This window comes from Halobellus ruber, assembly GCF_014212355.1.
GTDB classification, from domain to species: Archaea; Halobacteriota; Halobacteria; order Halobacteriales; family Haloferacaceae; genus Haloquadratum; species Haloquadratum rubrum.
The window spans coordinates 373,309-392,150 of record NZ_JACKXD010000002.1; the positions used below are offsets into that span (position 1 = coordinate 373,309).

Genomic DNA, 18,842 nt, shown 5'->3' on the forward strand with positions numbered 1-18,842 from the left:
CTCGAACCGGGATTTATGTCGCCCACTCCCGAACGTTGCGGCGATGCGACAGCTCTACATCGACGGCGAGTGGCGCGACTCGGCGGCCGATCCGTTGGCGTGCCGCTCCCCGGTCGACGACAGTACGCTCGGCTCGGTGTCCCGTGGGACGCCGAAACACGTCGAGGAGGCGGTCGTGGCGACGACCGAGACGGCGCGGACGTTCAGGGAGATGAACGTCCACGACAGGGCCGACGCGATCAGATCCGCGATGGACCGACTGGCGGAGCGCGCCGACGAGATCGTCGAGACGATGGCACGTGAGACCGGGAAGCCGCTGAGCGAGGCGCGCACGGAAGTGGAGAGCGCGATCGATTCGGGACGGTCCTACGCCGCGGATGCGGTCCGGCTCAACGGCGAGGTGACCCGCTCGACGTTCGAGGCGCGGCTGAACTTCACACAGCGGGAGCCGTACGGGCCGGCGGGGGTCATCACGCCTTGGAACTACCCGTTCGAGATCCCGACCGATCACCTCTCGGCGGCGCTCGTGACCGGCAACCCCGTGACGTGGAACCCCGCGTCGGAAGCCACACTGACGGCGACGTACATCGCGGAGGCGTTCGCGGAAACCTCGCTGCCCGAGGGCGCGTTCAACTTCGTCCCCGGACCCGGCAGCAGCGTCGGGGCGGCGCTGAGCACGCACGACGCGGTCCGGCTGGTCGCGTTCACCGGCAGCACGGACGTGGGCCAGCGGATCGCCGCGACGGCGGCGGAACGGAGCGCCCAGGCCCTGTTGGAGCTCGGCGGCAAGGACCCCGTTCTGGTGCTCGACGACGCCGACGTCGAGGCCGCCGCCGACGCGATCGTGACGGGGAGCAACTACAACTGCGGGCAGTCCTGCTCGGGGACCGAGCGGGTCATCGCGACCGATGCCGTCTACGACGATGTCGTCGACGCCGTGACCGAGCGCACCGGGTCGCTCGTCGTGGGCGATCCGCTTGACGAGGCCACCGACGTCGGCCCGCCGATCAACGACGACACCCGGTCCACCGTCCGCGAACACGTCTCGGACGCGGTCGACGCCGGCGCCCGGGTGACTGCCGGCGGCTCCGTCGGGCAGCGGTACTGCGAGCCGACCGTCCTGGCCGACGTGACGCCGGGGATGCGGGTCGCGACCAAGGAGACGTTCGGGCCGGTGACGCCGATCATCCGGGCCGCAGACACCGGGGCGGCGGTCGAAATCGCGAACGACACCAAATACGGGCTCCAGGCGGCGGTGTTCACCGAATCGCTCCGGACCGCCCACCGGGTGGTGAACCGACTCCGGTCCGGCGGAGTGGTGGTCAACGGGACGAACAACGTCTGGGAGCATCAACTCCCGTTCGGCGGGTTCAAGCAGAGCGGAAGCGGCGGCGAGTACAAGGGGACGTGGCACCTCGAAGGGATGACGCAGGTGAAGTCGGTGGCGATCGACTACGGGAACTGATACTGTCGGCTATCGTCGCGTGACGGATTTCGACACCCCGGGGTGCCGAAAATCTTCACGTAGTTATAGCCAACAGTATGAGTCGGTCAGGACGACTGATCCACCCCGGTACCCCTGAAAACGACCGAGCAAGAGCCGCCTACCGACCGTTCTCCCGATCCGGCGGACGGCGTAGCATACGTCATATTACAATAGTTTTTTATACGTAAAGTATAGATAACACTTGTCATGCGCCGACGGACGTTACTAAAAGGTAGCGTACTCGCCGGAACAGTCGGGTTGGCCGGATGTACCGGCGACGACAGCGACGGGGCACAGACCGGGTTGGACACCGAGACCGACGGATCGGACTCGGATTCCGGATCGGACAGTTCCGGAAGCACGGAGGAAAGCGACGACTCCGGAACGGTCAGAATCGGCCTCCCGGAACCGGTTCCGCCGATCATGGACACCCGGACCGCCGCCGACGACGGCGCGCACAACTTCCGGGTGATAAGCACGCTCACTTCGTTCAACAGGCAGGGCGCGGTCACGCCGCACCTGGCGACCGACTGGTCCTACGAGAACGACGGCCAGGAGCTGGTGTTCGACCTCCGCGACGACGTGGTGTTCCACGACGGCTCGGAGTTCAACGCCGAACACGTGAAGTGGCACCTCACCGACTTCCTGGCGAACGGCTCGGGAACGTCGTACGTCGTCGACTCGGTGGACGACGTGGTCGTCGAGGACACCTACCGGGCCCGCGTGATGTTCGAGTCCCCGGACCCCTACATCGTCTGGGACCTCGCGTCCGCGTGGGGGCAGCTCCACAGCCGCGAGGCAGTCGAGAAGTACGGCGACGAGTACGGACAGAGCGGGAAGGTGGTCAGCGCCGGCCCGTTCAAGGAGGTCGAACACGACAGCGACCACGCGATCCTCGAACGGTACGACGAGTGGAGTTGGCCCAAACCGTGGGAGAAGGAGCTGTACGACGGGGACGTGGAAGTTCGGCCCGCGCGGCTGGAGTACCAGTCGTACCCCGAAACGGCGACCCGGACCTCGGCGCTCGAAGCGGGCGACGTCGACGGGTTGATCGCGGGCCTCCCGTACAACCGCGTGCCGAACTACCAGGAGAACGACCAGTTCAACGTCGCGGCGCCGCCGGCGAGCACCGAGCAGATCTTCATCATGCTCAATCTGGATCCCGAGACCAGCACGTCGCCGGTGTTGGCCGAGGATCTGAGCCTCCGGAAGGGGATCTCCTACGCCATCGATCGCCAGGAGATCGTCGACGTCATCTTCAACGGGATCGGACAGCCGGCACCGAACTACCTCGTCCCGACCACCGCCGCACACAACGTTCCGGAGGAGTTCAACTACACGTACGACCTGGAACGGGCGAGGAGTGTGATGCGCAACAACGGCTGGACGGTCAACCCCGACGGCATCAGCACGAAGAACGGCCGCGAAGCGCGCTTCACCCTGCTCACGCAGAACACCGAGCTCTCCCGCCGGCGTGCCACCCTCATCCAGGAGCAACTCAAGGACGTCGGCGTCCAGATGGAGGTGAGCCAGACCGACACCTCGACGTTCAAACAGGACGTCGGCAACAGCAACTTCGCCGCCGGGATGTCGACGTTCTACGACTGGGGGAACGCCGACCAGCTCTGGTGGGCGACGAGCGAATCCGCCGAGGACTCCTACTACCTCAACTCGAACGCCTGGAAGCAGTACCCGCAGGCGACGGAACTCACCGATCGGGCGCGGGACGCGAACACGCTCGAAGAGCGGACCGAACGGTTCAAAGAGGCACACAAGTTCCTGCTCGAGAACGTCGTTCCGATGATCTACCTCGTCTATCCGACGGCCGCAGACGCGTGGGGGGACCACATCGAAAACTGGAAGCCACACTACAAGGGTGCCGTAATGTGGCCCGTCGAGAGCGAGGAGTGGTAACACCGCCACCGAGAGATGAGCCTCTACTCGTACATCGGGCGTCGGACGCTGGGGCTGCTCCCGAAGCTGCTTTTGGCGTCCGGGATCGTCTTTGCGCTCGTCCAGCTCACCCCCGGCGACCCGGTCACGACGCTGGCACCGCCGCGTGCCGGCCCCGAGGAGCTCGCCGCGATCCGAGCCAAGTGGCGGCTCGACGAGCCGGTGTACATCCAGTATCTGGCGTGGATGGGGAACCTTCTGCAGGGTGACCTCGGCGTCTCCGTCGCGACGCGGAACCCCGTCACGGAGATGATCGCCATCCGTGCACCCATCAGCCTCCGGTTCTCGCTGCTCGCACTCGCGATCTCCTACGGGATCGCGATCCCGTTCGGGATCATCGGGGCCCTGAAACAGCACACGAAGTGGGACTACCTGTCGATGGGGTTCGTTCTCCTCGCGGTCTCGTTCCCGAGCTTCTGGTTCGCCATCATCCTGATACTGATCTTCGCGATCCAGTTGCAGTGGGTGTCCGCCGTCGGATACGGGACGCTCGGACTGCTGGTGCTCCCGGCCGTGGCGCTCGGCCTCCGCGGCAGCGCAATCGAGACGCGCGTGATGCGGTCGTCGATGATCGAGACGCTGAACGAGAAGTTCATCACGGCCTCGCGCGCCCACGGCCTCCCCGAGCGGAACGTCATCCTCAAACACGCGGTCAGGAACGCCCTGATTCCGATCATCACCCTCTTGGGCCTCCGGTTCGGCTACATTCTGGCCTCCGGGCTCGTCATCGAGATCGTGTTCAACCGCCCGGGCGTCGGCCACCTGCTGGTGGATAGCATCTTCAAACGCGACTACCCGGTCGTCCGCGCCATCCTGATGATCCTCGTGACGACAATTATGCTCGGAAACTTCCTCGCAGACGTCCTGTACGGGCTCGTCGACCCGCGGATACGGTACGAGTGACAATGAGTGAGCAAACGACGTCCATCGACTGGGAGGGACTGGCCGAAGAGTGGGAGGAGGAAGTCGACCGGATCGGCAGCGCCGGGTCGCGAGTCGAGCGGGTCACCTACTTCCTCCGCGACCTGGCTCAACACCGGCTCTCGATCATCGGCGCCGGGATCCTGGCGTTCGTCGCCGTGGTCGCGCTCTTTGCGCCGCAGCTCGCCCCCTACAGCCCGACGGAGGTCAACCCGACCGCGATCAGGGCCGCACCCTCCGCCGCCCACCCGTTCGGGACTGACAGCCTCGGACGCGACATCCTCTCGCGGGTGATCTTCGGCAGCCGGATCGCACTCCAGATCGCGGTGACCTCGATGGGGCTCGCGTTCGTCGTCGGCTCCGTCCTCGGCGCCCTCGCCGGCTACTACGGGGGCAAGGTGGACTCGGTGGTCCAGACCGCAATCGACACCACCTGGGCGTTCCCCGCGATCATTATGGGGTTGGCGCTGGCGTCGATCCTGGAACCGGACCTCACCACCGTCCTCGCCGCGATCGCGCTGGTGTTCTGGGGCATCTTCGCGCGACTCGTACGCGGGGAGGTGCTCTCGTTGCGCGAACTGGAGTTCATCAAGGCGTCGGAGGCCATCGGGCTCTCGGACGCCAGGATCATCTTCCGACACCTCATCCCGAACGCGATCGTCCCGGCGTTCGTGGTCGTCACGTTGCAGATGGGAAACGCGATCGCCGTTGCGGCCTCGCTGTCGTTTCTGGGACTCGGCGTCCAGCCGCCGACGGCGTCGTGGGGCATAATGCTCTCGGCCGGACGGCAGTACATCACGACGGCGTGGTGGATCTCCGTGTTCCCCGGGTTGGCGATCGTGCTCGTGATAATGTCGTTCAACTTCCTCGGCGAAGGGCTCAGAGACACCATCGACCCCAAACTGGAGAACAGCCGATGAACGGCCCGCTACTCGAGATCCGCGATCTTGAGACGACGTTCGACACGAACGCGGGCACCGTCGAGGCCCTCCGCGGCGTCAACCTCACCATCGAGGAGGGCGAACGCGTCGGACTCGTGGGGGAGTCCGGGAGCGGCAAGTCGGTCACCGCCCAGTCGATCCTCAGACTGATCGAGTCCCCCGGCGGGATCGACGCCGGCAGCATCGCGCTCCACGGACGGGACCTGCTCGGCCTGTCGGACCGCGAGATGCAGCGCGTCCGGGGCCGGGACGTGACGATGATCTTCCAGGACCCCTCTACCTCCCTGGATCCGGTGTACTCCGTCCGGAGCCAGATGGTCGAGACGATCGGCCACAACCGCGACGTGAGCGACGCCGAAGCCGAGGAGATCGCGAAGAAGTACCTGGAGATGGTGGATATGCCGAACCCCGACCGGGTTCTCGACAGCTACCCCCACGAGCTCTCGGGGGGGATGAAGCAACGCGTCTCGATCGCGATGACGCTCGGCTTCGACCCGGATCTGATCATCGCCGACGAACCCACCACGGCGCTCGACGTGACGGTTCAAAAGAAAGTACTGGAGATATTCAAAGACGTCGTATCGGAGGCGGAACTCTCCGTGCTCTGGATCACCCACAACCTCGGCGTCGTGGCCGAGTTCTGTGACAAGATCGCGGTGATGTACGCCGGCGAGGTCGTCGAATACGGGAGCGTCTACGACATCTTCGATACGCCGGCCCACCCGTATACCAGGGAGTTGCTCCGGACGATCCCGAACATCAACCGCCCGAACGAGGAACTGCGCGTCATCGAAGGGTCGGTTCCGGATATGCTCGACCCCCCGGAGGGGTGTGCGTTCCACCCTCGGTGTCCGGACGCCGAGCCGCGGTGCCGCACGACGCGGCCGGATCCGGTAGGCGGCGACGAACACGAGGCCTCGTGTCTGGTCCACGACGCGTCCGAACAATGAACGGGAACGCTACGTCTCACGGCTCGGCGGAGTCGACGCCGCTCCTGCAGGTTCGGGATCTCCGGAAGCACTACCCGATCGAGGAGGGAATCCTGCGCCGCCAGACCGGAACGGTGCGGGCCGTCGACGGCGTCGATCTGGACGTCCGCGCCGGCGACATCCACGCCATCGTCGGCGAGTCGGGCTGCGGGAAGAGCACGCTGTTGGAGACGCTTCTCGGGCTGGAGGAGCCGACCGGTGGAACGGTCCGCTTCGACGGAACCGACATTTCTACCCTCTCGGCCGGCGCGCAACGCGAACTCAAAAGCGAGATCCAGATCGTGTTCCAGAACCCCGAGTCGTCGCTCGACCCCCGGGACACCATCGGACAGATCATCGCGGAACCGCTGGACCTCCACACCGACGCCACGAACCGCCAGATCGACGCCCGGGTGGTGAGTCTGCTGGACGATGTCGGCCTCGGCCCCGACTACTACGGCCGGTATCCGCACGAACTCTCCGGGGGGCAACAACAGCGCGTGGCGATCGCCCGGGCGATCAGTCTGAACCCGAGCCTGCTACTGCTCGACGAACCGACGAGCGCCTTGGACGTGAGCGTCCAATCGAAGATTCTGAAGCTGCTCGGCGAGATCAAAGACGAGTACGACCTGACGTACGTGATGGTTACCCACGACCTCTCCGTCGTCCGGCAGTTCGCGACCGAGGTGTCGGTGATGTATCTCGGAAACGTCATCGAGACGGCGCCCGTCGAGGCGCTCTTCGGGTCCCCGAAACACCCGTACACGAAGGCGCTGATCTCCGCGGTTCCCGTCCCGGACCCGCACTACGATTCGGAGAACGACATCACCCTCCCCGGGACCGTCCCCGAACCCAGCGACCCGCCCGCCGGGTGCCGGTTCCACCCGCGGTGTCCGGTCGCCACAGAGGAGTGTTCCGCGGCGTTCCCGGAGTTCGAGACACACGGGGACAACCACGTGCGATGTATCCGGGTCGACGAGGCGGAGTCGCTCGGGCCGGTCACCGGTGACAGCCGTTCGGCGTCGTCGTCCCCGGCCCGCCAGACGACCGAGGACGACTGATCGGCCTCCGACACGCGGCTCGTTTCGGTGTCCCGGCGAAGGAACCTATTAGTGGCTGGACCGGGTGTGGTACGGTGTAACGAGGAGAATGCGGATGCTTCGAGAGGTTATCAGTGCGGTCGGTTCCCGGTCGGGGTGGTTGCGGTCAGTGGCGAAGACCGCAATCGCTACGATCGCGCTCGTCCGGTTCGGTCCGCTCGCGTTCAGCCTCGCCGCCCCGGCGTGGAACGGGGTTCCGTTCGCCGCAGCCGTCGGCTGTCTGACCCGGATCCCGGAGGCGATCGAGACTGCCCGGGAGGAAAAGCGTCGGACCGAGTCCGAACGGGTCGCCTTCGAACGGTTCTCCGAGAGGGTACGGGAGTTGGACGCCACCGACGACCGGGGCGCTCCGGTCGACGGGACCCTGCTCCGCGACCCCGCCGGTACGGCCGGCGATACCACCGAGACGGTCCGGGAGCTGTACCGGGCGACCGTGATGAGCGTCGACTTTTACGAGTCGGAGTACGGGGAGCCGTTACTGACGAACGTCGCCGCCGAGCTGGGGCCGGACTTCGCCACCGCGCTCGCCACGACCGACACCCTCGACCCGCCGCTGCAGCACGCGCTGGCGGACGCGAGCCAGACGGCCGCCGGGGAGCGAGCCGAGCTCGCGTCGCTCGTCGGGTCAGAACTCCAGTCGCTCACTGCGTCCGAACAGCGGTTACGGAACGCGGCGAACGCGGTCGACCGGGTCCACAGCCGCGAGTTCAACCGCCAGGCGTTCGAGGGGCTCGAAGACGCCGCGCGGCGGCTCCGGACGGCAGAACGGGAGTGTGACTCCCTCATCGCCGACCGCCAGACGGAGTACGTCGACGCTCCCCAGGGGGGCGGGCTGAACTTTCGGGAGTACCTCTACGAGCGACACGACTGGACCCACCCGGTCGTTGGCGATGCCCTCGATCTCATCAGACGGGTTCGGGAGGTCGAAGAGCGGATCGCTGCGACCGTGTTCGACCGTGAATGACCGGGGGAGACCCCCCACCCGATCACTCGTCGGGGTCGTGCTCCCGGACGACGGTCGCCGGATTTCCGCGGACGACAACGTTCGGCGGAACGTCGGAGGTCACGACCGCGCCCGACCCGACGATGCTGTCGTCGCCGACGGAAACGCCGGGGTTGAGAACCGCACGGCCCCCAATCCAGACGTCGTCGCCGACGGTGACCGGCTCGCCGTACTCCAGCCCCCCGGCACGTTCCTCGGGATCCCGCGGGTGTGTCGCGGTGTAGATGTGAACGCCCGGGCCCAGCAGACAGTTCTCCCCGATCGATATCCGGCAGACGTCGAGGAACACGCAGTCGAAGTTCGCGTAGAAGTCCGCTCCGACGTGGACGTTGTACCCGTAGTCACACCGGAACGGCGGCTCGACGTGTGCTCCCTCGCTCGCGGTCCCGAAAAGCTCCGCCAGCAACGCGGTTCGACGGTCGCCTTCGGTCGGTGCCGTTCCGTTGTATTCGTCCGTCAGCTCCCGTGCGTGTCTCCGGTCGGCGACGAGCTCCGGATCGTCCGGATCGTACAGGTCCCCCTGCAGCATCTTCTCCCGTTCGGAGGTCATCGATGCTGGCGGTTTCTCGGGTCTCGTAATCGGTCTTGTGGAGTCACGGCGGGTTCACTCGTCGGTTCCGTACCGTGCGTCGTGCTCCTGTTTCGCCCGCTCGTAGGCCTCGTCCTCGCGCACCCGGTCGAGGCACTCCCGGTAGACCAGCGCGACCTCCCGTTTCTCCTCGTCGTACCACTCCCGGGGCTCGCGTTCGATCCGGGTCCCGTCCTCGTCGGTCTCGTACTTCTGGCCCCCAGGATACTTCGCGTAGCGCATCGCCCGGGTCCAACCCATCTGGAGGTACTTCCGCGCCATATCCATCCCGACGAAGTCGTCTTCGGCTCGATACTCGCGGTACCGCTCGACGATCGCTTCGGCGCCCTCCCGGGCTTCGGGGAGCGTCGCGATCCCCCATAGTGGAAGGAGTTCGATCTTGAACGCGCCGCGCTCGTCGGTACCGTTCGGGGTGTTCCCGGACGTCGAGGTCGTATTCGGGACCGTCCGTCACTTCTGACACGTCGCCGCGAACCGGATCCATCGGTCGGAGCAAGGAGCCGCGAACGGGTCGATCTTCCGGGTAGCCCGGCGCTGTTCGGGGCTCGGCCGCTGCCGACGACTCGGGATCGCTCCGTGTGGTAGCGTTTGCAAGTCTTCGCTCACTCGATCGCACGACGGCGTGCGATCGGATGTGGAACCAGTTGCAAACGCTACTATAGAACTGCCAATGGTGACGGTCGGGACTGAAGATCGTAACTGTCGGACCTGCCGAAGGTTCGGATCGGCGTCGCGAGCGAAAATATCAAATGAATATACAATGTGCGCCGTTGAGTTACGTTGCCTGGATTGATTGAAGACGGAACACGGCAGTGGAATCGGATAAATAGCACAACTGATACAAGCGACTGATGTGTCGATCGGCGAAACGGATCGGTCACCACAGGAGACGACTGCTTCTCGACGTGACGTTTCTCCCGGTAGATGGCACGGCAGCCTTCGGCCCGCCCTCGTGGTTCCGAAGAGCCTCGAAAAGCGGAGACGCCCCCGGTCAGTAGTGAATGCCCCGATTCTACGGAACCCCGAGTCTCCGCCGTTTGCCGGTCGTGCCGACGGTTGCAGCGTACACGTACAGCAGCGGCAGGACCTCCCGTCCACCGTCGGGAAACGTTCCCGAGGAGGTTCTGGAGGTCCGCGGCAGTCCCCTCCGTCACCCGACGCCCGTGATACTGTCGGCTATAGTCGCGTGACGGATTTCGACACCCCGGGGGTGTGGAAAACCTTCACGTAGTTATAGCCGACAGTATGAGTCCCTCCGGGTCGAGCCACGCGGGGAACGGCGCGGCCGCTGCCTCCCCGGCGTCTGCGGTGCCCACCGGACGGCCGTCGAGCCGACGAGCTGCGAGCGAGAACAACACCGCCAGACGCGGTGCGACGACATCGAACGTCGCGCGCTGTCCGCACAGCTCGGCGAAGGCGGCCGGATCGAGGTCGACGTCTTCGGGATCGTGGTGCGGGATTCTCGCCTTGACCGCCGAGACGATGCGGTCGCGGAAGACGAGGGAAAACGCCGCGAACTCGCGGGCCTCGAAGGCGAGTCTGGTCTGCCCCCTGAGGCAGCGTGTCAGCTCCGGCCCGTCGGCCGAGAGCGCCCGCCGGATCGAGTTCACGAGGGCCCCGCGGAACGTCGTCCGGATGTCGGCGCACATCCCGTGCTGGAGACCCGTCGCGTCGGATTCGGCGAGTTGGTCGGTGGGGTCAATGTTCGCCCGTCTGCCGGGACGGTCAAACTGGTGCATACGTCCGCTCCCGGCCGAGCGGTCGTTCGATCGGACGACGATCACCCCCTACTACGTCTATATTACAAACCGACATTTTGAATCCTTATACGATGAATATAGGCAAACGAATAAGGGAATATTAATTCAGACGCTACCTTTTACGCTTATAGAGAAAACGTTTATACAAATACGTCCTGTAGCGACGTGTATGCCAACACCGGAGCTGAGCTCGAACCAGCACCGCATCCTCGAGTCGCTCGTGGAACTCGTGGACGACGAGACGCAACTCGTGGGCGGAGAGGAACTGGCGGCCGCACTCGACCGGAACCCCGGAACGATCCGCAACCAGATGCAGAGTCTGAGTGCGCTTCAGTTGATCGAGGGCGTTCCGGGTCCGCGCGGCGGATACAAACCGACCGCGGCTGCCTACCGGGCCCTGGACAGCGAGCGGTTGACCGACCCCGCGGACGTCCTCGTCGAACGGAACGGACAGGCGCTGGACGGAGTCAACGTCGAGAAGATCGACTTCGAGACCGTCCACGACCCCGATCTGTGTCGGGCGGAAGTCTCCCTTCGCGGCCCTGTTGGCGCCCTCTCGCGGGGCGACCGGGTGGTGATCGGCCCGACTCCGTCGACCGAACTGCGGATCTGGGGCACGGTCGAGGCCGTGAACTCGGGCGCCGGGACGGTCACCCTCGACGTCGACCGTACGGCGACCTCGACGGAGCCGATCGCCGCAGACTGACGCCGGGCCTCCTCGCCGCGACGGCTATCGCAGCGGCCAGAAGTCGCCGTGGGCGGCGACCGCCTCGTCGACGGCCCGTTTCGCCGACCGCGTGTCGCCAGGGACGTTCGCGTACGGATCCCCGACGCCCGTCTCGACGTCGAGTACGCCCTCGAGTACGCCGAGGGTCGCGTACGCCACGTGGCTGAGGTGGTAGCCGCCCTCCTGGACCAGCGCGAGGGAGCCGCCGGCGTGATCGGCCGCGATCCGCCGGGCGTCGGCGCCGAGCGACTCGAAGCCGGATTTCGTCACCGCGTTGCGGCCGAGCGGATCCACGGTTCCGGGGTCCTGGCCGGCGCTCACCAGCACGGCGTCGGGGTCGTACGACGCCACCACCGGTTCGACGAGTTCAGCCACGGCATACTGGTAGCCGTCGTCGCCCGTCCCGGGCGGGAGCGGCACGTTCACCGTGTAACCAGTGCCGTCGCCCGTCCCCCGCTCGGTCAGGTCGCAGGCCTGCGGGTGGGTCTCCTCGTCCCAGGAGTCGTGATCCTGGTGGAGGCTGACCACGAGGGCGTCGTCGCGGTCGTAGAAGATCTCCTGGGTCCCGTTGGCGTGGTGAACGTCCCAGTCGACGACGGCGACGCGGTCGGCGCGGTCCGTGGCGAGGAGGTGCGCCGCGGCGACGGCGACGTTGTTGAAGAAACAGAAGCCGTCGGCCCGGTCGGACTGGGCGTGGTGGCCGCTCGGTCGGACCAGGGCGTATGGAACCTCGTCGTCGGCCTCGATCGCCCGTTCTGCGGCCGCGACCGCGCCGCCGGCGGCGGTCAGCGCCGCCCGGTAGGTTTCGGTGTTTCCGCCGGTGTCGGGGGTGAGGCGGCCGCCGCCCTCCCCGGCCCACGTCCGGATCTCCGCGACGTACGACGGTTCGTGAACCCGTTGGAGTTGCGTCGGAGTCGCCGGATCAAACCCCGTCCAGGTCGTCTCCGCCGCGAGTTCACTCCGGAGTATTCCGACGACGTTCTCGACGCGCTCGCGCCGGTCCGGGTGCGGTTCCTCGACGGCGAGCCGCCTCGAGGCCGGAACGTCGAACTCGCCTCCCGGCGCGACGTGAGCCAGGGCGGCGTCGTCGTAGAACACGCGCAACTCAGTCACCGTCCCACCGCCGCCGGGACCCCGGGACTCCGGGGGGTCGCTCGCGGCCGATCGTCCGGTACGTTCGCTCGTAACGTGGCAAGGGTATGCCATCGCAACTCGCCCGTCGGGTTATAAATGTTGCCCGCCGTCGACGGCCGGACTGCGGCAGTCAGACCTCGTAGACGTCCGGACGACGGTCCCCGAGCACGTCGTCCCGCTCGGTCAGCGCCTTCTCGCGGGCCCGTCGGAGGTCGCAGTCGGCCGTCGCCGTATAACTACCCGTGTCCGGTAGCGGGCCCGCGACCGGGACGCCGTCCGGGTCGACGACGACGCTTTGCCCCTCGAAGGGTATCTCCCGTTCCGTCCCCGCGCGGTCGGCACACGCCACGAACACCCGGTTCGCGTTCGCGGCCGCGACCGCCTGGTGGACGCCCATCGTCCACCCGGCGGGGCGGGCAGCGGGCTCCGGCACCCAGTTCGTCGGAACCGCGATCACGTCGACGCCGGCCAGCGCCTGCGTTGCCGTCAGTTCCGGGAACCAGAGGTCGTTACAGATCTGGACGCCCAGCCGTCCGAACGGCGTCCGTACGGTCGGGACCTTCTCGCCGGGGTCGAACCACCGCTTCTCCTCGTTCCAGGGGTGGACCTTCCGGTAGACCCCTTCCACGCCGTCGGGGGAGACGATCAGGGAGCTGTTGTACGTCGCCTCGCCGTCGCGTTCGGGGAACCCCCCGACGATCCAGGTATCTGTCTCCGCGGCGACGTCCGCCCACGCGGTCGCCGTCGGCCCGTCGGCGGGCTCGGCCGCGGCGTCGACTTCCGCGCGGGACTCGAAGACGTAGCCGCTGGTTGCCAACTCCGGGAGCACCACCAGGTCGGCGTCGGCGTTCGCCTCGACCGCCTCGACGGTGGCACGGCGGTTCCGTTCGATCGCGCCGAACTCCGGGACCGTCTGGACCACCGCGATGTGAGCGTCGCCGACGGGCGCGCTCACTGCCAGATCCCCCCGGACAGCCGGTCGATCGAGGTCATCACCACGACCGTGAGCAGGATGAACACCGTGCTCGCGGCCGCGATCGTCGGCGGGTAGGAGTACCGGAGTTGGTTGAAGATGTGGATCGGGATCGTCTCGACTAAGAACAGCGACAGCAGCCACGCGATGATGTACTCGTTCAGCGAGAGGATGAACGCGAACAGCGCCCCCGAGACCACGTTCGCCCGCAGGAGCGGGTACGTGATCGTCCGGATCGTCCGGACGGGGGAGGCGCCGAGGTTCATCGCGGCCTCCTCGTAGGTGCGATCCAGTTCGCGGAGCCCCTGCATCACGAGTATGAAGGGAAACGGCGCGTAGAAGATCCCGTGGGCGACGACGATGCTGAGCCAGCTGCCGGCGAACCCGATCTGCAGGAAGAACACCAGGAACGCGACGCCGATGATCACCGGCGGCACGAGGATCGGCAGTACGCCGAACGTCGCGAACACGGACTCGAGGCGGTAGTCGAAGCGATCGAGTGAGAACGCCAGGATGCCGCCGATGGACGTCGAGAGCAGGGCGGCCGCAACCGCGATGGTCAGGCTGTTGAAAAGCGAGACGATCCATCCGGGTTCGGTGAAGAACGTGACGTACCACTGCAACGAGAACCCGCCGGGCGGGAACGTCAGGAACTCCGAGGGGGTGACCGACACCGCGACGATGATGGCGAGCGGGCCGGCGACGTACACCATCACCGCGGCGACGTACGCTCGCAGCGAGGCCCCGATCATCGCCTCCCGGGTGTTCGAGTCGACAGTCCGCACGGCGTTGCCGACGCTGGCTCCGACGGCTCCCAGGGCACTCGAAAGCCCGATCGCTTCCGAGGCCTCGGCGAGAGCGCCCCACGCGTAGGCGACTACGCCTCCCGAGCCCCGCGGCGCGTCGCCGTCGTCGTCGACGGCGTCGACTCCGCCGAGGTCACCGGTCGTTACGTCGGTGATCCGGAGCAGAAGCCAGAGGAACACTAGGACAACGACAATGAGTCCGATGCTCATCGCCGCGCCGAACGGGTAGTTGCTCTCGCTCATGATCTGCTGTTCGATGAGTACCGGAAGGGTCCGCTGTTGAGCGCTGCCGAGCAGCCGCGGGAGCACGTACGCCCCGAGCGCGAGGATGAACACGAGCGACGTCCCGCTGGCGATCCCGTTTTTCGTCAGCGGCAGCGTCACCCGCCGGAACGTCCGCAACGGGCCGGCGCCCAGGTTCTTCGACGCCTCCAGCAGCTCGCCGTCGAGGTTCCGCAGGCTGCTGTACAGCGTCAGTACCATAAACGGCAGGAACACGTAGACCATCCCAACGATCAGCCCCCAGTATCCGGGGTAGAACGACGTCGGGCGTTCGAGGATGCCGAGCGCGACCCCGACGGAACTGACGATCCCGTTGGACGCGAGGATGACCTGCCAGGCGTACGCCCGAATGACGTACGTGATCCAAAGCGACGAGATGATCGTGATCAGTAGCGTACCCCGAAGCCACGGCCGATCGAGCCGCGCGAGGTAGTACGCAAGCGGATACCCGAGAAACAGGGAGAAGACCGACGTAACCAACGCGAGTTCGATCGTCAACCACAGCTGATTGAGGTACAGCGAGGTCGTGAGAAACCGCACGTAGTTCTCCAAGGTGAACCCCGCCTCGTACTGCCCGCCCGGGATGTTCACCCAGAAGCTGAACACCACGAGCATCAGAAGCGGCACGAGGAAGACCGCCACGAGCCAGGCCAGCGGGTACGAGAGGACGTACCACTTCGCGTTGGCTCTGAGCCCCGCACGCCCCGATTCGTCGGCCCGCTCGCCCGTTGAGGTTTCCGTCGACATCTACCGTGACACGAGCCGACAGTCGTCGGCCTCGACCGCGATGGTTACCTGTTCGCCCGGGTCGTACCCTTCCAGCCCGCTCCGGTGCACGACGACCAGTTCGCGACCCGCAACGGTTTCGAGCCTGAACTCGACGCTGCTGCCGAGGTGACGGGTGAACGTGATCTCCCCCTCGAAGACGTTCTCGGCGCCCGCGCGGGTGCCGCCGTCGGTCGCTCCGGACACGAACCGGAACCGTTCCGGGCGGACCACGACCGCGACGTCGTCGTCGACCGCCGTCGTCGTGTCGGCGGTGGCGGTGACCTCGGCGTCCGCACAGTCGACGGTCGCGCGACCGTCCTCGAGGGTCGTCACGGAGCCGTCGAAGATGTTCGCCGTTCCGAGGAAGTCCGCGACGAACCGCGAGTCGGGCTCGTCGTAGACGTCACCGGGCGGGCCGACCTGGTCGAACCGCCCCTCGTTCATCACCGCCAACCGGTCGGACATCGTCAGCGCCTCCTCCTGGTTGTGGGTCACGAAGACGGTGGTGATGCCGATCTCCTGTTGGATGCGGCGAAGCTCGACCTGCATCTGCTCGCGGAGCTTCTTGTCGAGGCTCGCGAGCGGCTCGTCCAGAAGCAAGGCGTCGGGTTTCGGGGCCAGTGCACGCGCGAGGGCGATGCGTTGCTGCTGTCCGCCGGAGAGCTGATCGGGGTAGCGGTCGGCGGTGTCCGGGAGTTCGACGAGTTCGAGCATCTCCGCGACGCGGTCGTCGATCTCCGCGTTGCTGTACCCGCCGTCGGCCTCCATCCCGTAGGCCACGTTCTCGCGGACGGTCATGTGCGGGAACAGCGCGAAGTCCTGGAACACCATCCCCGTGTTGCGCTCGTAGGGCGGCGCGCCGGTCACGTCCTCGCCGCCGATGCGGACCGTCCCCGCGGTGGGTTTCTCGAACCCCGCGATGGTCCGCAGCGTCGTGGTCTTCCCACACCCCGACGGTCCGACGAGGGTCACGAACTCGCCGCTCCCGATCTCGAGGTCGATGTCGTCGACCGCGAGGACGTCGCGGTCGTAGCGTTTTGATACCCCCTCCAGCGTTATTTCGCTCATCTAGCTGACGTTGTCCCCGCTGATGATGAACTCGTTCCACTGCTCGTTGACCCAGTCTTCCTCCTCGACGTAGAGTTCGTACTTGGGGATGATCGCCTCGTCGGGGCCCGGCCCCGAGATCGTCTTGTAGGTCTCCTCGTCGATCTCGGAGTACTGCCGGTCGATGGTCGGGCTGGTGTAGAGGTTCTCCGCGACGCGGTCCTGCACCTCCGGCCGACTCGCGTAGTCGATGAACTGCCGGGCTTCCTCGGTGAGCTCCGACGACGAGAGGGTGACCCAGTGACCGGAGTCGAGGATCGACCCCTCCTGGACGAAGTTCGACTGCACGGGCGCGCCCTCGTCCTGCATCACGAGCGTGATGTCGTTGTAGAGCATCCCCGCGGGCACCTCGCCGTCGCGAAGGCGCTGCTGGAACTCCGCCTCGTTCTCGTACCACATGTTCGCCTGCGACTTGACGCCCTCGAGCTTCTGCAGCACTTCCCGGACCCCCTCGCGGCTGTTCAGGACGTCCTTCCCGTCGAAGTGGACGTTCGCCGTGACTTCAAGCAGGAAGGAGTTCGAGGCGTACCCGAGCAACGCGAGTTGGTCCTGGTACTGGCTGTCCCACAGCGCTTCCCAGGTGTCGATGGGCTCCTCGATGATCTCGGTGTTCTGGACGAGGTTGATGTACCACGACAGCGCGCCGATGCTGGCGATCCCGCCGTCGACCTCGCGGACGAGGCCGTCGCTGATGTACTGGAGGTTCTCGAATTCGCCGTCCCAGAGGTGCCAGAGGTCTGAGTTCAGCCCCTGCAGCACGCCGGTGTTCGCCATGATCGCGACGTCGACCGGGGCCTCGCCCGCCGAGACGGCGTTCTCGTACTGGACCAGCGCCTCCTCGGAGGTCGGCTGGGCCTCGGATTCGGCCTCGAAGTCGAACTCCTCGTTGAACGGTGCAAAGAGCTGTTCGTCCATCACTTCCTGGAAGACGCCGCCGTAGACGGCGACGGTCAGCGGGCCGCTGGGCCCGCCGGCGCCCCCGAGGACGCCGCCGCCGGAACAGCCGGCCAGCCCGGCTAACCCGGCCGCGCCCAGGCCCGCAGTCGTCTTCCGAAGGAACTCGCGACGGTTGTGAGTGTCGTGTCCTGGCATAAGCTTGCCACCGTGTGTGTCGGACTTGGTCCGTGGCGTATAAATGCTTCCATACTCGACCGAAACTGCACGATGAGTCGGAATTCCGTGACATACACAAAATTGAACGGAAATGAGACGAAAGAAAAGAAATACTCATCCACCATCAATCCGAGAACCTGTCGGGGTGGGCGGTTTCCGGCGGAAAGCGTCGCCGCTCCGCCGACCCGGCCGGCGCCGAACGACGCTACCCTCCGACCGGCGACAGCTCCGCCCGGCGACGGAGGCCGGCGAGCGTCTCCCACTCCGCTGCGATCCCCGATTCCACGCACCGGGCGATCACGCACTCCCCGATCCCGGCGTACGTGAGCGAGGCGAACGTCCAGCCCGGTTGTCCCCACGGGAACGGCCCGGACTCCCGCGGCCGGCGGAGGTCGAACACGCCCCCGAGCCGGTTCCGCATCCCGACGACGAGTTCGTCGGCCGTCTCGTAGCGGGCCAGCGGGATCTCCCGATTGTCGGCCACGAGCAGCCCGGTTCCGCCCGACAGCGCGGCCGCCACGTCGGTCCGGCCCGCACCGATGAGCAGCGACACGAGATCCAGCGTGGCGCGTTCGTCGCCGACGACGTCGGTGAACCGTCTGATCGCACCGCCGCCCGCCGCGGGCGTGTCGTCGTCGTACGGCAGCGACTCCGGCGTCGGGTCGGCTTCGTACTCGACTAACCCGAGGGTGTCCGGGTGGCTGTCGATGCCGTGGGACAGCAACACCCCGTCGACGGTGACGCTCGAGGGCGCCGACAGTTCGAGGTGGCTGCCGCGCTCCTCGATTGCGACGACCGCCGGCCCGAGCGGCGACCCGTCGATGTCGTCGAGGAGCCGATCGAGTGCCGCCCGCTCGTCGCTCGGAACGCGGACGGTTCCGACCACGACGGTGCCCGTATCGCTCGTCGGGTCGTAGGTGACGCGGCTGGTCAGTTCCGAGAGGCGCTCGCGAACGTGTTGGGTCCGCCCGCTCACGCGCCCGCGTTCGAGTTCAGCACGCCCCGCCCGGGTCAGCCGTCGGCCCTTTCCCCCCGCCTTCTCGGTCAGCCCGTCGTCGTCGAGGTCCGACAGGATCAGCCGCACCGTCCGCTCCGTGATCGAGTACCCCCGCTCCTGGAGGTGGTCGGTGAGGTGGACGCTGCCGATCGGCTCGTGGTCGGCCAACAGCCGGAGGATGTCGTAGGTCCGCCGGTTCGCGTCGGGCGGCATC

General features: G+C 66.5%; 16 protein-coding genes and 1 pseudogene. 8 read left to right on the forward strand and 9 right to left on the reverse strand.

Going from position 1 to position 18,842, the window contains the following annotated elements; all coding sequences use genetic code 11:
• The first annotated feature begins 43 nt into the window (after window positions 1-43).
• The 7 genes from H5V44_RS06885 to H5V44_RS06915 all read left to right on the forward strand — a co-directional run bounded on the left by H5V44_RS06885 (window position 44) and on the right by H5V44_RS06915 (window position 8,333).
• On the forward strand, window positions 44-1,465 hold the full coding sequence (locus H5V44_RS06885) for an aldehyde dehydrogenase family protein (RefSeq protein ID WP_185192368.1): 1,422 nt from the start codon (window positions 44-46) through the stop codon (window positions 1,463-1,465).
• Between the two features lie 228 nt (window positions 1,466-1,693).
• A complete protein-coding gene (locus H5V44_RS06890; RefSeq protein WP_185192369.1) occupies window positions 1,694-3,400 on the forward strand; it encodes an ABC transporter substrate-binding protein in 1,707 nt (568 codons plus the stop codon).
• Between the two features lie 15 nt (window positions 3,401-3,415).
• On the forward strand, window positions 3,416-4,342 hold the full coding sequence (locus H5V44_RS06895) for an ABC transporter permease (RefSeq protein WP_185192370.1): 927 nt from the start codon (window positions 3,416-3,418) through the stop codon (window positions 4,340-4,342).
• Window positions 4,343-4,344: 2 nt separating this feature from the next.
• Window positions 4,345-5,280, forward strand: coding sequence for an ABC transporter permease (locus H5V44_RS06900; RefSeq protein ID WP_185192371.1), 936 nt, complete (start codon window positions 4,345-4,347; stop codon window positions 5,278-5,280).
• Window positions 5,277-6,251, forward strand: coding sequence for an ABC transporter ATP-binding protein (locus tag H5V44_RS06905; RefSeq protein WP_185192372.1), 975 nt, complete (start codon window positions 5,277-5,279; stop codon window positions 6,249-6,251). The genes H5V44_RS06900 and H5V44_RS06905 overlap by 4 nt, the downstream gene beginning before the upstream one ends.
• Complete coding sequence (locus tag H5V44_RS06910; RefSeq protein ID WP_185192373.1) at window positions 6,248-7,330, forward strand: ABC transporter ATP-binding protein; 1,083 nt, start codon at window positions 6,248-6,250, stop codon at window positions 7,328-7,330. Before H5V44_RS06905 ends, H5V44_RS06910 begins: the two co-directional genes overlap by 4 nt.
• Window positions 7,331-7,478: 148 nt before the next feature.
• Complete coding sequence (locus tag H5V44_RS06915) at window positions 7,479-8,333, forward strand: DUF7260 family protein (protein ID WP_185192374.1); 855 nt, start codon at window positions 7,479-7,481, stop codon at window positions 8,331-8,333.
• A 22-nt stretch (window positions 8,334-8,355) separates the two neighbouring features.
• Here H5V44_RS06915 and H5V44_RS06920 read toward each other — a convergent pair whose 3' ends face one another.
• The 3 genes and pseudogenes from H5V44_RS06920 to H5V44_RS06930 form a co-directional block, all read right to left on the reverse strand.
• Entirely contained in the window at window positions 8,356-8,922 is a 567-nt protein-coding gene (locus H5V44_RS06920) for a sugar O-acetyltransferase (RefSeq protein ID WP_185192375.1), read from the reverse strand.
• Window positions 8,923-8,976: 54 nt separating this feature from the next.
• Window positions 8,977-9,445: pseudogene (locus tag H5V44_RS06925) on the reverse strand (DUF4385 family protein).
• A 739-nt stretch (window positions 9,446-10,184) separates the two neighbouring features.
• Window positions 10,185-10,700, reverse strand: coding sequence for a halocarboxylic acid dehydrogenase DehI family protein (locus H5V44_RS06930; RefSeq protein ID WP_185192376.1), 516 nt, complete (start codon window positions 10,698-10,700; stop codon window positions 10,185-10,187).
• Between the two features lie 190 nt (window positions 10,701-10,890).
• Between H5V44_RS06930 and H5V44_RS06935 the strand changes: the two genes are divergently transcribed.
• Window positions 10,891-11,427, forward strand: coding sequence for an HTH domain-containing protein (locus tag H5V44_RS06935; RefSeq protein ID WP_185192377.1), 537 nt, complete (start codon window positions 10,891-10,893; stop codon window positions 11,425-11,427).
• A gap of 24 nt (window positions 11,428-11,451) precedes the next feature.
• Here the strand turns inward: H5V44_RS06935 and H5V44_RS06940 are convergent, their stop codons facing one another.
• The 6 genes from H5V44_RS06940 to H5V44_RS06965 form a co-directional block, all read right to left on the reverse strand.
• Window positions 11,452-12,561: a class II histone deacetylase gene (locus H5V44_RS06940; protein ID WP_221625610.1), complete on the reverse strand. Its 1,110-nt coding sequence runs from the start codon at window positions 12,559-12,561 to the stop codon at window positions 11,452-11,454.
• A gap of 151 nt (window positions 12,562-12,712) precedes the next feature.
• Window positions 12,713-13,537 carry a nitrilase-related carbon-nitrogen hydrolase gene (locus H5V44_RS06945; RefSeq protein ID WP_185192379.1) on the reverse strand — a complete coding sequence of 275 codons (825 nt, stop codon included), beginning with the start codon at window positions 13,535-13,537 and terminating at the stop codon, window positions 12,713-12,715.
• Complete coding sequence (locus H5V44_RS06950) at window positions 13,534-15,390, reverse strand: ABC transporter permease subunit (RefSeq protein ID WP_185192380.1); 1,857 nt, start codon at window positions 15,388-15,390, stop codon at window positions 13,534-13,536. Before H5V44_RS06950 ends, H5V44_RS06945 begins: the two co-directional genes overlap by 4 nt.
• Window positions 15,391-16,479 carry an ABC transporter ATP-binding protein gene (locus tag H5V44_RS06955; protein ID WP_185192381.1) on the reverse strand — a complete coding sequence of 363 codons (1,089 nt, stop codon included), beginning with the start codon at window positions 16,477-16,479 and terminating at the stop codon, window positions 15,391-15,393.
• Window positions 16,480-17,610, reverse strand: a complete 1,131-nt coding sequence (locus H5V44_RS06960) for an ABC transporter substrate-binding protein (RefSeq protein ID WP_185192382.1) — start codon at window positions 17,608-17,610, stop codon at window positions 16,480-16,482.
• Window positions 17,611-17,836: 226 nt separating this feature from the next.
• Window positions 17,837-18,841 carry an NrpR regulatory domain-containing protein gene (locus tag H5V44_RS06965; RefSeq protein ID WP_185192383.1) on the reverse strand — a complete coding sequence of 335 codons (1,005 nt, stop codon included), beginning with the start codon at window positions 18,839-18,841 and terminating at the stop codon, window positions 17,837-17,839.
• Between the last annotated feature and the right edge of the window lies 1 nt (window position 18,842).